We start from the raw sequence: 14,488 nt of genomic DNA, 5'->3' as shown, positions 1-14,488 counted from the left end.
GACACACTCACGGCCGGTATAAATTCTCGTACTTGACCATCGCCTCAAGCGCTTGCGCAATGCGGGTCGAAGCCTGGTCAGTCCATCGTGTGCCGTTCTCGGCGGTCGCAGGAGTCGGATCACCCATCACGCCGCTCGCCGCGATGTCACGTGTAAGCCAGGCGAAGGTCGCCGCCGCATTCTCGGGACGCAGCAGGTCGGGCGCATCGATATTCGCAATGTAGTTGACCGTGTATGCCGATATGTCGACGAGCTCCGGCGTTGCGCTCAGCAGAAACGCCGTTTCGATCTCGCCGGCATGAAAGCCATAAGCCTTCTCCTGCGCGCTGATGCCTTCGAAGCTGATTCCTCCGGAGCCGAAGAGGGTGAAGGTCCGTAATCCAAACTCGGCGCGAAGGTCGCGGGCCATCACGTCGACCAGCGACGCGTTCCCGCCGTGTGTGTTGTAGAGCGCAAGCTTCTTGAATCCCGCTGCGGCAACGCTCGCGCCGATATCGCGAACGACGGACATGAATGTCGACGCGGAAACCGACAGCGTTCCCGGAAAGCCAATGTGCTCGTTGCTCTTGCCATAGCAAACCGGCGGCAGCGCATAAACGCTCATCTCCGCAGGAAGCTTTTCCAGCGCCTTACCTAGCAGCAGATTGTTGATGAGCGTATCGGTCGCGAGCGGCAGATGATGGCCATGCTGTTCTATGGCTGCGGTAGGCAGAACAAGCAGCGTCGAATCTTTCGGCAGGGCTTCAACCTCCGGCCAGCGGAGATAGGCGAAGTTTCGAGAGTCGGGAATCCAGGTCTTCACGTGCGAACGACCTCTGTCTCAGATTGAAAGCTGAGCATCTTGCCGGGATTCAGCAAGCCTTTAGGGTCGTAGCGCCGTTTGGCTGCGAGCTGCACGTGGTCTTCGCGGAACCGGCCGCCATCCTCGACATTGTTTACATGCGGATTCGCAACAAAGACGCCAATCTCGCGGCAGGTGCCAATCATCTCGTTCAATCGCTCCTCCGTGGTGTAAGAGACGAGCGGTATGGCTCCCGGAATCACGCGGCCCGCGCCATTCTTCATGAACTCGATGTGGAAGAGGATCTCATCGCCGAACTTTTCCTTGAGTAATTTCATCTGCTCGCGAACGCGGTCGGGGTCGAAACCGCATTGCAGATAGGTATAAGCATCGTCGTGCTTGATGGCCCACAGCGTAGTGTGGTTCCAGGTGTAATCGGACAGCAGCGGCGTCGTGCGCAGACCGCTGTATGCGCCCGAGTGCGTAACCGTGCCGCCCGCGCTACGCGCTGCCTGCTCCAACATTGCGAGTTGCGCCTCGGCGATCATGAAAAAGATCAGGTGCTTGCCCTGCGGTGCAACAGACTTGATAGGACTGAAGTAAGACGGGATCGGCCATTCGAAGGTGGTCACCACACGCTTGGTCCATTCGGAACCAACGGCAATGCCTTCGCTGAAGTTATATGCAGATGCAAATTCGTCGAACGCCGCCGCGCACTGCGCCCACTCTACCTTGGGCGTGAGAGCCAGCCATATCTTCGTGATGATGCCGTTCGTGCCCCACGCATGCAAAATGTCGTGCACCGCAGCGCCTTCGTGAAGGTGTACCTGCGGCTCATTTTCCATGGTCACCACTTCGACCGCCCGAACCGTTTCGAAATCGCGCAGGCCGCCATGCGCAACCGAGCCGATGCCTCCCGAACCGCCGCCCAGAAATCCTCCCAGAGAGGCTTTGACGATGGTGCTGGGATAGCAGCGAAGCTCCCGCCCGCGTGTGCGCGCTTCGGTTTCAAGCGCGCCAAGTCGAACGCCGGGCTCGCAGATGGCCACGCCCTCCTCGGTTATCGTCTCGATGCGATCCATGCGCGACAGGTCGAGCACCAGACCGCCGTGCAGCGGAATCGCCTGGCCATAATTGCCTGTGCCTGCGCCGCGCGGCGTAACTGGAACATCGTGTTTGTAGCAGAACCGCAGGATGTTGCGAATCTCCTCGACGTTGACCGGCTGCACCACGGCTTCGGCGTGTTTGTCCTCAAGCTGCTTCTTTAGAACCGGCGAATACCAATAGAAATCCTTCGACAGTCGCTCGACCACGGCAGGCGCAGTCACGAATCGCAGCGGGTCAGCGATGAGACCGGGAATCGAGCGCGACAGAAGCTCCTTCATGGCTTGCCCGTGCTCCACTTCTTGAATGCCTTGAGCATCCGAAGATCGGTGAAGAGGCCGTAGCACTCGTCGCGCAGCAGCTCTCCTTCGACCTCGCATGGCATGTCGCTGCGGCTTGAAACTTCTTCGGAAGGAATCCGAATCTGGTTGCAGTGCCGGTTGGCATCCTCGATGGTGGCGCCATAAACCACGCGGTCCAGGCGTGCCCACAGCGCGTTGGCCATGCACATGGGGCAGGGCTCGCAGGTGGAGTACAGCGTGTATCCGGCCAGCGAAGGCTTGCCCAGCTTCTTGCAGGCCAGCCGTACCGTCCTCAACTCGGCATGCGAGCTGGGATCGTTCTCGCGCATCACGGCATTGCGCGCGCGATAGAGCATCTCGCCGGATTGACTGTGAACAATGGCTGCCCCGAAGGGCACGGGATTCTCTGTCGCGAAGCTGCGGGCGGTGAAGCGGACAAGCTCGGTCATGATCGCAACATCCCGATCACGACTGGAGCTCGAAGGCTTTCCCATTGACGAAATTTAGCATGAGCGGACGGAAATCCAAGCGGTTGTTTTCGATCCTCTCCCCGATTTGCTTCCCGATACAATCGCTCCATGGAAGTCGCTCCCTCGCCGATTGCGAAGCTGCTCAAAGAAATCTCCGCGGGAAGCGCAAGCCCGGAAGCGGTCGTGTCCGCCGCCCTCGCAAACGCCAATGGGAACGCAGGCAAAAATACTTATCTTGTGCTGGACGCCGAGTGGTCGCAGAATCAGGCCCGCAGCTTGGCCCAACATGCCGGCGGCAGATCGCTCTTCGGCGTTCCGGTCGCCCTCAAAGACTGTTTCGATCTCGAAGGATTCGTCACCAGCAGCGGGTCTCGCTTCTACGCGAGCCACAATGCTGCGGCGTCAGCAGACTCCTGGGTCGCAGCCCGGCTCAAGGCTGCGGGCGCGGTCATCACCGGCAAAACCCACCTGCATCAGCTGGCGTATGGAATTACCGGCGAGAATCGCGACTACGGCGATTGCCTCCAGCCCGACGATGCTTCCCTGTTGACCGGCGGATCGTCCAGCGGATCGGCGGCCGCGGTCCAGGAAGGATCGGCGCTTGCCGCCATCGGCACGGATACCGGAGGATCGGTGCGAGCCCCAGCCGCTCTCTGCGGCCTCGCCGGATACCGCGCGTCTCTCGGCGTAGGAGATTGGCGCGGCGGCGCGCATCTCGCGCCATCCTTTGACACCATAGGCTGGCTCTGCCGCGATCTCCGCGACCTTCCGCTGCTGGCCCATGCCCTCTTCGATCTTGCTGCTGCCAGCGTCGCCCCGGCCACAGCCCGCGTCGGCTTCCTGCGCGAAGGTTTGCTCGACGAGTGCGAGAGATCCGTACTCGATGGGCGCGGCCTCTGGGAGGAGCGAATTCAAAGGTCCGGCGCGCATACCGAATTGTTTCAGGCAGACTTCTGGCGCGAATCATATGAAATTTACGCGCCCATCCAGGCGCATGAGGCTTCGATATTGCACACCGGCTTCTACGACGAATTCGAGCCCGCCATCGCCGAGCGGCTGCGCTGGGGCGCCTCACTCACCCTTGCTGAGATCGGCGAATGGCGCGCGAAACAGGAGACATTCGTTCGCCGGACCGCCGAGCTGTTCACGCGCTTTGACTTCCTGCTCATGCCCGCTCTTCCCGTGCCTCGCCTGGTCGCGGGCGCGAACCACGCTGAGGCACGGCCCCGCATCCTGCGCTACACCACCCCGGGAAGTCTGACGGGGCTGCCCACCGTAGTCCTGCCGGCACAGCCCATAGGAATGCAGCTGATGGCGGCACATGGCCGGGATGCAGAGCTGCTGGCATTTGCATATCTCCTAGGTGACGCGCTGGCCATCGAACTTGCATCTTGATCCGCTATCGGCCGATTGTTAAGCTCGGGCATGATTCGAGTGACCAAGTGCGTCGCGCTCTCGCTGGCTCTGCTCTCCCTCGTGGCCTGTCACGGAGGCGCCAAGAGCAATCTCATTCCAGTGAAATTTCAGACCGACTGGTATCCGCAGCCGGAGCACGGCGGCTTTTACGAGGCGCAGCTCAAGGGCTACTACCAGCAGGAGGGCCTGGACGTGACCATCGCTCCCGGCGGGCCGTACATCGTCGCGGAACAGCAGGTTTCGCTGGGCGGCGCACAGTTCGGCATGAGCTCCTCCGACCGCATCCTCGACGCGGTTGCGCAAGGGCAGCCGTTGGTGGCGGTCGCCGCCACCATGCAGCACGATCCCCAAGGCATCATGATGCACGCCAACTCGCCGGTGCATAAATTTGGCGACCTGGAAGGCCACACCATCGCCATCAAGACCGGCGCGACCTGGTTCCAATATCTGGTAGCGCGCTACCACCTCAAAAATGTCCACGAGACACCGGCGACCTACTCCATCGCCAACTTTTTGCAGGATCGCAACTATATTCAGCAGATATTCGTGACGTCGGAGCCCTTTTTCGCCCGCAAAGCAGGCGCCGATATCCGCACCTTGCTGATCAGCGAGACGGGATACGATCCCTATCGCGTTTTCTTCACCTCGCAGAGCTACGTCAAAGACCACCCCGACGTTGTGGCCAAGTTCGTTCGCGCCTCGCTCCGCGGCTGGCGGGATTACATGGCTGATCCGAAGCAGGTCAACGACGAACTGCTGAGGCTGAACCCGGCTATGACTCCCGACCAGATGCAGTTCACCTGGCAGGCGCTGAAGGACGGCCATTTCATTTATCCGGATGACGATCCGTCGAAGGACGGTGACATGCAGCCCGACCGGTGGGCAGCGCTCGATCACCAATTAACGGACCTCAAGGTCCTCCGGCGGTCCATCGATCCGGCGACGGCCTACACTCTTCAATTTATTTCAGCCGGTCACTAACGGTTATTTCAGCCAATCACTCCCGCCGGCCGCTATCGAATATGCTTGGAACAACGGATGCCCCTGCCTCGGCATCGAAGTGAGTGCCTTCCCCTCCCCGATAAAGACGGTGCTACTAGTCCTGTCGCGAGACGGCGATGGCAATACCTAACTTGAATGCCCAAGCGATGAACGACGATCAAAAGACAAGCAGCCACAGCGCGTGGGGAGACCGGATCAGGGCCCTGAAGAATGTGCCCCAGGTCCTCGAGATCCTGTGGGCGTCCGGCCCCGCAGTGGTCACCTGGGGTCTCATCCTGCGCGTCATCGTTCCGCTGCTGCAATTGGGCATCGGCATCGTCGCGGCGCGCATCATCACCGGCGTATCGCTCGCGCTTCGCCATCAGCCACAGCTGCCGCACTTCTGGTGGCTGGTCGGCGCAGAGGTCCTGCTCGCTCTGCTGAACGGCATTCTCAGCCGGACCATCGACTACAGCGACCAGCTGCTGGCCGACCGCTACACCTATCACGTCAGCGTGCGCGTGATGCAGCAAGCGGCGCAGCTCGACCTCACCACCTACGAAGACCCGGTCTTTTATGACCGCCTGGAACGTGCCCGTGCGCAGGCCACCGACCGGCTGGCCATGATTCAGCAGATGGGCAGGCTCTTCCAGCAGCTGGTGCTCACAGCGATCTGGAGCGGCGTGCTCGTCTACCGCTCGCCCTGGATGATCCTGCTGCTGATCGCAGGCGTGCTGCCGTCCTTCTTTGGAGAAACGCACTTCGCCTTCCTCGGCTACGCCAAAAACTTCCGCCAGACCCCGGCCAAGCGGCAGATGGATTATCTCCGCCAGGTAGGCGGCAGCAAAGAAGCGGCCAAGGAGCTGAAGCTTTTTAATCTGAGCGACTACCTCACCGGTCGGTTCAAGTCGCTCTCCAAGGCCATCTACGAAGAAGATATCGCTCTCTCGCGCAAGAAGCTGATCTGGGGCGGACTGCTTTCGCTCATCAGCACCCTCGGCTACTACGGAGCGTATGTCTTTGCCATCTACGAGGCCGTCATCGGCCGCTACCCCACGATCGGTGTCTTCTCACTCATAACGGTCGCCATCCAGCAGGCCAGCTCCAACTTCCAGCAGGCGTTTTCGACGGCCTCGGGCATCGCCGACCAGGCGCTTTTCCTTACCGACCTGATCGCCTTCTTCGATATGAAACCGACCGTGCAGTCCAAGCCCGATGGCATCCTAGTCCCGAGACCCATTCAGCGCGGCTTCGAATTCCGCAACGTTTCCTTTGCTTATCCCGGAACCGAGCGTCGAGTTCTGAAGAACTTCAACTTCACGCTGCACCCCGGCGAGCGCATCGCGCTGATCGGCGAAAACGGTCAGGGCAAGACCACAGTGGTCAAGCTCATCACGCGCCTCTACGACCCCACCGAAGGTCAGATCCTCCTCGACGGCGTCGACCTGCGCGAATATAACCTCGAAGATCTGCATCACGAGATGGGCGTCATCTTTCAGGACTTCATGCGCTACGAGATGACGGCGCGCGACAACATTATCGTGGGTCATATCGAAGCGCCTCATACCAACGAAGAGATCGAGACCGCTGCGCACAAGAGCCTGGCTGATGGCGTCATCGCCAAGCTCTCCGGCGGCTACGATCAGATGCTCGGCCGCAGATTTGAAACCGGCGTCGACCTCTCCGGTGGAGAGTGGCAGAAGATCGCGCTGGCGCGCGCCTATCTGCGCGACGCACAGCTGCTCATTCTTGACGAGCCGACCGCCGCGCTCGATGCGCGCAGCGAGCTCGAAGTCTTCGAGCGCTTCGCAGAGCTCACCGAAGGAAAGATGGCGCTCTTGATCTCGCATCGCTTCTCCACCGTTCGCATGGCCGATCGCATCGTCGTGCTCGAAGGTGGCCAGCTGGTAGAAGAAGGCACGCACCAGCAATTGATGGCCCTGGGAGCGCGCTATGCCGGGATGTTTGAGATGCAGGCCGCGAGCTATCGTTGACGGAGAAGCATGACCTACCAGATTCCAGCAATTGACCAGGAGATTCTCGACCAGGCCGGCATCACGGCAATAGACCTGCGCGCGCATGCCCGCGCCGCCGTGTCGCACTGGTCCGTCGTTCATCGGCCGCAAACCCCGCTCACGCTGATCCCTCGCATTGAGGAGGCCGAATCCTCGCTGAACGCCTTGATGGCCGAGCTCAGCGAACTGCCTGCTACCGATGAGCGTGGTCCGAACCCTTTGCTCGAGATTCGCGAGAATCCACGCCTCTTTCGCGCCGCACTGGCGGAGATGCGCTCGATCCAGAAGAAAATTCCCAAGCTGCCGCGCGTGCTTTCGCCTATCGGCGAGGAGCCCCGCGCTGCAGTCCTGGCCGCAGCCTATCTCAACGGAGCCAAGTCAGTGTGGAATGGCTCCGCTCTCCACATCTATGTGAACGAGGCACAGCTCTCCGATCCGCTCGAGCTTCGTGAGCTCTGGGTGCTGCCCGCCTTCCTCAAGTTCGCGGTCCTGGATCTCATACTGGTGCAGGCCGATGCCCGCCTGCACACGCCGCAGTCGGCGGACGCGGGCACGCCACAGATGTTGACGGCCCGCATCAAGACCCTGCGCGAGCTTGGGCATGCGGATTGGCTCTCGCTGATGGAGCCGCTCGTAGTCTTCGATTCCATCCTCATGAACGATCCCGCGAAGGCGTATCCGCGCATGGAATTCGACAGCCGCGAGGGATACCGGAAACGGGTCGCCGAGATCGCCTTCTATTCTGAGTACACGGAAAATCAGGTCGCGCAGACCGCCGTCGACCTCGCGCTCCAGGCGCAGCAGAATCCTATCGATGATCCGCGCCTTTACCTGCGCCAGGCGCATGTCGGCTATTACCTTATCGATAGCGGATTCCCGCAGCTGGCCAAAGCCATCGGCTACCGGCCGCGCTTCATCGATCGCACTCGCATCACCCTGCGCCGCCACGCTGATGACTTCTTCATCGGCTCCATCGAGATCCTGACCGTCCTGCTCATCGCCGCGATCCTGCTGCCGCTGATTCCGAATTATCCCGTCTTTGGCGGAGTCACTATCGCCTTCCTCCTTTTGCTGCTTCCCGTCTCGCAGACCGCCGTCGACTTCGTCAACAACACGGTGACCGCGCTACTGAAAGCACAGGCCCTGCCCAAGCTGGACTTCAGCAAAGGTATTCCGCCGGAGTACAGCGCGATGGTTGCGATTCCCACCTTGCTGATGAACGAGAAGCAGGTCCGCGAACTAGTGGGCGAACTCGAAGTTCGATTCCTCGCTAATCAAGATCCGAATCTGCATTTCGCGCTGTTGACAGACCTGCCGGACTCGGTGTCGCGTCCGCGCGAAAAAGACAGCGATCCTCTCGTCGACCTTGCGGTGAATCTGATCGAGGATCTGAATCGGCGCTACGCTTCGACTGTCTCCAAGCACGGCACCTTCGTCCTGCTGCACCGCCATCGCATCTTCAACGCCAAGCAAGGCGTGTGGATGGGCTGGGAGCGCAAGCGCGGCAAGCTTCTGGATCTCAATAAGTATCTGAAGGGCGAGTTTGACGCCTTCCCGGTCAAGGCTGGTGACATGGCCGCGCTCGCGCGCGTGCAATACATCATCACCCTCGACTCCGACACGCAACTGCCCCGCGGCACCGCGCACTCCATGGTCGGAGCGATGGCTCATCCCCTGAATCGCGCTATCATCGATCCCCACAAGCGCATTGTGACCGCCGGCTACGGAATTCTGCAGCCGCGCGTGGGAGTCAGCGTGCAATCGGCGGCGCGCTCGCGGCTGGCCGGAATTTACTCGGGACAGACCGGCTTCGACATCTACACGCGCGCCATCTCCGACGTCTATCAGGATCTCTACGGCGAGGGCAGCTTCACCGGCAAGGGCATCTACGAAGTTTCCGCGCTGCACACGGTCCTCGAACGCAGGTTCCCGCGCAATTCACTGCTGAGCCATGACCTGATCGAAGGCGCGTACGCGCGCGCCGGCCTCGCCACCGATATTGAAGTCATCGACGATTATCCGTCCCACTACAGCGCCTATACCCGCCGCCAGCATCGCTGGGTACGCGGCGACTGGCAGATTGCGCAGTGGCTGTTCTCGCGCGTGCCCGACGAGTCGGGACGCTTCGTTCGCAATCCCATCTCGACGATTTCACGCTGGAAGATCCTCGATAACCTGCGCCGTTCGCTGGTCGATTCGCTTACTCTGATCTTGCTCGTAGCCGGATGGCTGGGGCTGCCCGGCGGCGCTCTGTACTGGACCGCGATTACGCTCTTTCTCCTCTTCGCTCCGACGCTGGTTCAGCTCGCCTTCAGCATGGGGCGGGCCATGGCCAGCGAAATGGCGGGAGATGTACGCGAAGCCTTGATCGGTTTTTTGCAGTCCATCCTCGTATCGTTGCTGAACCTCGTCTTCCTGCCTCATCAGACCATGCTTTCGCTCGACGCCATCGTGCGTTCGCTGGTGCGCCGCTTCATTACCGGACAACGCCTGCTCGAATGGGAAACCGCTGCCGAGGCCGAGTCCTCCGTAGGCAAGCGCACGCCGGTCGATCGCTATCTCGCCGCGACCCCGGTCTTTGCCCTCGCGCTCGGCGCGGCGATCGCATTCTTCCGCCCCAAATCGCTCGTCATCGCCGTGCCCATCCTGATCCTGTGGGGACTCGAAAGCGCCATCACTGTCTGGCTAAACCGCAGGCCGCGCGAGCAGAATCAACCCCTGACGGCGCAGGAAGAAACATTTGCGCGCCAGCACGCGCTGCGCATCTGGCGATTCTTCTATGAATTCGGCGGCGCGCGACACAATTACATGATTCCCGATAACGTGGAGGAGAAGACGCTCTTCGAAGCGGCGCGCGTCTCTCCGACCAACTTCGGTCTTCTGCTCAATGCACGTCAGGCAGCGATCGAGCTTGGCTTCATCACCCTGCCTGAATTTATCGATCTCTCCCAGCGTAGCCTCAATGCAATGGAGCGCCTGCAGAAGCATCGCGGCCACCTTTACAACTGGTACAACACGCATACCTTCGAGCCGCTGCTGCCCATCACGGTCTCTTCTGTCGACAGCGGCAATCTGGTCGCGTCGCTCTACACGCTGCGCACCGGCGCGGCGGAGCTGCTGCATCGCCCCGTGCTGTCAAAGGCCCTGTTCCGCGGACTCGAGACACATTGGCAACTGCTACGGTTACAGAAAGATTCCACCTCAAAAATCGCCAATCGTTCGCTTCCCTCTGCATCGGCTAGCGTGTATGACTGGTGCGCCTGGGTCCTCGAGACGGAGCAGCTTCCGGAGCTTCAAGATATCCCGCCTTACTCCGAGCCGTCTCCGGACGAGCATGCCTGGTGGCTGAATGAGTCGCGGATGCGTGTGCAGAGCATCGCCGCCTTGATCCGCGAAGCATTGCCGTGGCTGCTGCCGGAATACGCATCGCTGCACGAAACCGTAGAGCTGAGCCTGAAAGATGGCGACTCGGTACCGTTGCTCGAAAACGCCGTGGACTTCGTCGATCAGCTCGAGCACCGGCTGGCGCGCGCCTGGGCGACGCTGAACACCACCGAAGCGGGATCGGCGCAGGGACTTCTGGTAGAGAAGCTGCGCTCCGAGCTTCCCATCGCGCGAGGATATCTCGTGGCGCTAGCGGACGGCGTGTCCAACGTATCCGACGGAGCGTTGCAACTGGCGGAAAATATGGACTTCGCCTTCCTCGTCGACAAAGGCCGGCAGCTGCTATCCATCGGCTATGAGGTGAGCACCGGCAAGTTGCACTCTGCCACCTATGACATGCTGGCCTCAGAAGCCCGCATCGCCACGTTTATCGCGGTCGCACGCGGCGAGCTCTCGCAGCAGGGCTGGTTCAAGATGGGCCGCGTGCACACCATGGCTTATGGCCGCGCCATCCTCTTGTCCTGGACCGGCACCATGTTCGAATACCTCATGCCGGCGCTGTGGATGCGCAACTACCCCGACACCCTCATTTCGCGCTCGCTGTCAGCAGCGGTCGCCATCCAGCGGGAGTTCGCGCGCTCCATCGGAGTTCCGTGGGGCATCTCCGAATCAGGCTATGGCGAGACCGATGACGCCGGACACTATCACTACCAGGCATTCGGCGTCCCCTCCATCGCGCTCAAGTGGGACGCGACAGCCGGCCCGGTCGTCTCTCCGTACTCTACTTTTCTCGCGCTGGGGGTTGAGCAGGCCGAAGCGCTGCGCAACCTTCGCCGCATGGAACAAATGAAGTGGGTAGGCGCCTACGGCTTCTACGAAGCGGCCGACTATTCGCAGTCAACGTCGCAGCCGATCGTCGTTCGCGAGTGGATGGCCCACCATCAGGGCATGGCGCTCACCGCACTCTTGAATCTGCTCGGAGAAGATGCCGTACAGAGATGGTTCCACGCCAATCCGGAATTTCGTGCGACCGAACTTCTACTGCACGAAAAACCGATCCGGCAGGCGGGACTGAAGTCGGAGCAAAAGAGCGCTCCAGCCAAGAAAGCACGCAAGCCGGAGGCTCTCAAGCAGGCCAGTTAGCATTGTTTGCGTCACCGAGAACATTGAGCCGCAAGATGGCAGCTACGCTTTTTTGCGAAGAATAGCCTGGATGCCCTCGATCATCGCCGCCGGATTGAATTCACTGCGGATCACTTCATCCGGGCATTCGCTTTCAATCGAAACCCGGTAGTTGCAGATGAAGACGATCTCCTGGCCCGGGCGAAGCTTCTTGATATCGTTGCAGAGCTTCTCCGCTGCCGGAATCCGGCCGTCTCCTTCTACATCGATCACTACCAGGTCATGCTCGCGAGCAGTCGCGTACTGCAGGGCCTGGTCGAGCGAGAGCGTCGACTCCACGTTGTAACCGTGCAGCTTCAAAATCTGATCGCGCAGATCGAGGATCGTCTCGCGGCTGCATACATGAAGAATTGATTGTTGCCCGTCATTCATGGCGGCTAGCTTACTCCATTTTTTGATACCAAAATAGTTTGCGTGTGGATAGGAGACATATAGAATTTCCGTCCCCTGCACACGCTCAGAGAGCAGCCACAAAACAAATCGAACCCGGGCATTCTTCTCCGGTTACTGCACTTCAACGATTCTGAGCCGGTTTTCAGGGTTGAGGAAGGAGAAAGTATCCAAAGAGCAAGCGAGCCGCTAGATTTCGCCGAAAAGATTTCTATTGATTCGCAGCCGGGTCGATCAGCGCGAAATCGGTCTCGGGGTCGAGGCGCTTATGCAGATCCTTCGGATCGGCCGTCACCATCACCTCCAGCGTCGGCTTCACCTGTAGCTCGACGACATGCCCGCCGCGCGTCGTACCGTCGGGAAGAGCCAGCACCACGTGGGTATGAACCACCGGCTTGCCGTTATATAGCGCAATATCGCCGATCATCGAGACCACTTCCATCTGACCGGTCAGAGGCATCACCTTGTACAGCTTTCGAGCGGGATCGAACCAGCCGATCGACGCGGCACTTACTGCACCAATTGCCGTAAAGTGAGCGCTCTTGATGTCGTACTTCTGAGCAAACGCGGTCAGCCCGGAAAGCGCCTCGTCTCCCTTATAAAAGATCACGGCATAGTCTTTTTGGCCGCCCTGGTCGCTCAGCAGCTGCACCTTCATCGCAGGCGCCTGCCCCGCGGGCTTGAGCTGCGCCGGAGCGAGATAGAGCGGAGTTCCTTCTGTGACCGTTTGCGCAGGAAGAGCGGAGGGCGAAGCGAGCGAAATGGATAGCGCGATGGAACCGACAGAAGCGACCCAGCACTGGATCATGGTTTCCTCAGATGGAAGGCAGCACCCCTGGCAAGGATCGCGCCGCCCGATTACTTGATGGAATCTGAATGCGCAGCCAGCTCGCCCGGCATGCCTACGGTCGCCACCAGCATGTCTTCCTTGCGCATCACCAGATTGGTCGCATTCAGGCTGGCCAGCTCGAAGCCGTGGCCATGAGTGATGGCGTCGGTCGGGCAGGCCTCGACACAATATCCGCAGAAAATGCAGCGGTTGTAGTCGATGTTGTAGACCTTGGCATAGCGCTCGGCGCTCGAGATGCGCTTCTCCGCGGTGTTATCCGCAGCCTCGATGTAGATGCAGTTGGAGGGGCACGCCGCCGCGCAAAGGAAGCAGGCAACGCATTTCTCCAGGCCGTTTTCGTCGCGCTGCAGCACGTGCGCGCCGCGAAAGCGCTCCTGCAACATGGCGCCGCGCGTGGGGCCCGGACCGTCAGGATAGTTCTCAACTTCGGTTGGTTTGAACATCTCCCCAAAGGTGATGCTCATGCCCTTGGCCACTCCGGCGATGTTGCGCACGATCGACATGGATCCAGTATACGGCTAAGGGGCGGGTGGCTGGAAAGCGGGTGGCCAAAGTCCGGGCGGCGAAAAACCGGTCAGCAACAAGCGTGAAGCGCGGAATTTCGTATTAGGATGGGCAGGCATGTTGATAGGGATTGGAGAACGCATGCTTCCCGTCAATTCCAAATCGTTGGCAGCCGTCGTCTTTGCGGTAGTGATTTCCGTATGTGCATTTGCTCAACAGGAGAAATCTGTCCCAATAACGATTCACGTCGCCGACGTCACAGGCACACCTATTTCCGGCGCAGCGGTCACGATTATCCCCTCTGCTTCTTGTTCTCAGGTTGACGCGCAGACCGACGGGACGGGCACTCTCGCCGTAGCGTTAAAGCCCTGCAGCTACCAGGTCTCAGTTTATTCTTCTGGCTTTTTCCCACTGGCCAAATCACTCAACGTACAGAATTCCGCGGCGCAGATACTTCAATTTGCCTTAACTGTCGCGACCGGGACCGGTCCGGTGATCTCTTTGGGGCCCAATCTAAATCCTGAACATCCCGCGCTAACGGTCATGCTCCCTGCCGAAGTGGTGGGTGCACTTTATATCTCTGCTGGACCCGATCACACCAAAACCATCGACCTCGCCACACTCAAGACCATGCCCCAAAGGACAGTCAAGTTCCACAACGTCCATACCAAGGCCGAAGAAACCTACACCGGTGTCCCGCTGATCGATCTGCTGGCTTCGCTGGGCGTGCCCCACGGAAAAGACCTGCACGGAAAGCCGCTCTCCGATTACATCGTCGCCACCGGCTCCGACGGCTACAAGGCGGTTCTGGCGCTGGCTGAGCTCGATCCCGAGTTCCATCCTGGAGACGTCATCGTCGCCGACGCCATGGACGGCAAGCCGCTCGATGCGACGAACGGCCCCTTCAAGCTGGTCGTGACAGAAGATAAGCGCCCAGCGCGCTCCGTGCACAATCTGGTTTTGATTGAAGTGAAGACCGCGGAATAAGCGGCGACTGTTTCGGGGCTGAATTGAGCTGAGATTCTTCGCTACGCTCAGCGACTGTCTGATTTGTCAAGGTTGATTTGGGGGTTTGGTTGCAGGGTTGATGGAAAAGGCGGCGCAAGTGC

11 protein-coding genes are annotated in these 14,488 nt (G+C 60.1%); 5 read left to right on the top strand and 6 right to left on the bottom strand.

The window, feature by feature from the left end:
* Window positions 1-7: 7 nt before the first annotated feature.
* The 3 genes from XX99_RS00055 to XX99_RS00045 are packed head-to-tail and all read right to left on the bottom strand — an operon-like array spanning window position 8 to window position 2,636.
* The gene (locus tag XX99_RS00055; protein ID WP_050057350.1) at window positions 8-802 is read right to left on the bottom strand and encodes a creatininase family protein; all 795 of its coding nucleotides are present in this window, start codon (window positions 800-802) and stop codon (window positions 8-10) included.
* On the bottom strand, window positions 799-2,166 hold the full coding sequence (locus XX99_RS00050) for an FAD-binding oxidoreductase (protein ID WP_050057349.1): 1,368 nt from the start codon (window positions 2,164-2,166) through the stop codon (window positions 799-801). The genes XX99_RS00055 and XX99_RS00050 overlap by 4 nt, the downstream gene beginning before the upstream one ends.
* Complete coding sequence (locus XX99_RS00045; RefSeq protein WP_050057348.1) at window positions 2,163-2,636, bottom strand: nucleoside deaminase; 474 nt, start codon at window positions 2,634-2,636, stop codon at window positions 2,163-2,165. Before XX99_RS00045 ends, XX99_RS00050 begins: the two co-directional genes overlap by 4 nt.
* Window positions 2,637-2,765: 129 nt before the next feature.
* On the opposite strand from XX99_RS00045, the gene XX99_RS00040 reads away from it, so the two are divergent.
* From XX99_RS00040 to XX99_RS00025, 4 genes are all read left to right on the top strand, one after another.
* Entirely contained in the window at window positions 2,766-4,052 is a 1,287-nt protein-coding gene (locus XX99_RS00040; protein WP_050057347.1) for an amidase, read from the top strand.
* Between the two features lie 39 nt (window positions 4,053-4,091).
* The gene (locus XX99_RS00035) at window positions 4,092-5,054 is read left to right on the top strand and encodes an ABC transporter substrate-binding protein (RefSeq protein WP_184084445.1); all 963 of its coding nucleotides are present in this window, start codon (window positions 4,092-4,094) and stop codon (window positions 5,052-5,054) included.
* 137 nt (window positions 5,055-5,191) lie between these two features.
* Window positions 5,192-7,048, top strand: coding sequence for an ABC transporter ATP-binding protein (locus XX99_RS00030; protein WP_231581093.1), 1,857 nt, complete (start codon window positions 5,192-5,194; stop codon window positions 7,046-7,048).
* A 9-nt stretch (window positions 7,049-7,057) separates the two neighbouring features.
* A complete protein-coding gene (locus tag XX99_RS00025; protein WP_050057344.1) occupies window positions 7,058-11,596 on the top strand; it encodes a glucoamylase family protein in 4,539 nt (1,512 codons plus the stop codon).
* Between the two features lie 42 nt (window positions 11,597-11,638).
* Here XX99_RS00025 and XX99_RS00020 read toward each other — a convergent pair whose 3' ends face one another.
* The 3 genes from XX99_RS00020 to nuoI form a co-directional block, all read right to left on the bottom strand.
* The gene (locus XX99_RS00020) at window positions 11,639-12,007 is read right to left on the bottom strand and encodes a hypothetical protein (RefSeq protein ID WP_050058029.1); all 369 of its coding nucleotides are present in this window, start codon (window positions 12,005-12,007) and stop codon (window positions 11,639-11,641) included.
* Between the two features lie 229 nt (window positions 12,008-12,236).
* Window positions 12,237-12,833, bottom strand: a complete 597-nt coding sequence (locus XX99_RS00015; protein WP_050057343.1) for a PPC domain-containing DNA-binding protein — start codon at window positions 12,831-12,833, stop codon at window positions 12,237-12,239.
* Between the two features lie 50 nt (window positions 12,834-12,883).
* A complete protein-coding gene (gene nuoI / locus XX99_RS00010; protein ID WP_050057342.1) occupies window positions 12,884-13,378 on the bottom strand; it encodes an NADH-quinone oxidoreductase subunit NuoI in 495 nt (164 codons plus the stop codon).
* 142 nt (window positions 13,379-13,520) lie between these two features.
* Here nuoI and XX99_RS00005 point away from each other — a divergent pair, with 142 nt between their 5' ends.
* Window positions 13,521-14,366: a carboxypeptidase regulatory-like domain-containing protein gene (locus tag XX99_RS00005; RefSeq protein WP_050057341.1), complete on the top strand. Its 846-nt coding sequence runs from the start codon at window positions 13,521-13,523 to the stop codon at window positions 14,364-14,366.
* Window positions 14,367-14,488: the final 122 nt, after the last annotated feature.

The sequence above is a fragment of the Silvibacterium bohemicum genome (assembly GCF_001006305.1).
GTDB lineage: Bacteria > Acidobacteriota > Terriglobia > Terriglobales > Acidobacteriaceae > Silvibacterium > Silvibacterium bohemicum.
Note: the sequence above shows the minus strand (reverse complement) of the source record. Positions and strands in the feature narration are given on the sequence as shown.

What these genes read in the sequence shown, in the direction of transcription:
- XX99_RS00050 (WP_050057349.1), bottom strand. Translation starts at nt 2,166, where the DNA reads ATGAAGGAGCTTCTGTCGCGCTCGATTCCCGGTCTCATCGCTGACCCG.
- XX99_RS00045 (WP_050057348.1), bottom strand. Translation starts at nt 2,636, where the DNA reads ATGACCGAGCTTGTCCGCTTCACCGCCCGCAGCTTCGCGACAGAGAAT.
- XX99_RS00040 (WP_050057347.1), top strand. Translation starts at nt 2,766, where the DNA reads ATGGAAGTCGCTCCCTCGCCGATTGCGAAGCTGCTCAAAGAAATCTCC.
- XX99_RS00030 (WP_231581093.1), top strand. Translation starts at nt 5,192, where the DNA reads ATGGCAATACCTAACTTGAATGCCCAAGCGATGAACGACGATCAAAAG.
- XX99_RS00025 (WP_050057344.1), top strand. Translation starts at nt 7,058, where the DNA reads ATGACCTACCAGATTCCAGCAATTGACCAGGAGATTCTCGACCAGGCC.
- XX99_RS00020 (WP_050058029.1), bottom strand. Translation starts at nt 12,007, where the DNA reads ATGAATGACGGGCAACAATCAATTCTTCATGTATGCAGCCGCGAGACG.
- XX99_RS00015 (WP_050057343.1), bottom strand. Translation starts at nt 12,833, where the DNA reads ATGATCCAGTGCTGGGTCGCTTCTGTCGGTTCCATCGCGCTATCCATT.
- nuoI (WP_050057342.1), bottom strand. Translation starts at nt 13,378, where the DNA reads ATGTCGATCGTGCGCAACATCGCCGGAGTGGCCAAGGGCATGAGCATC.
- XX99_RS00005 (WP_050057341.1), top strand. Translation starts at nt 13,521, where the DNA reads ATGCTTCCCGTCAATTCCAAATCGTTGGCAGCCGTCGTCTTTGCGGTA.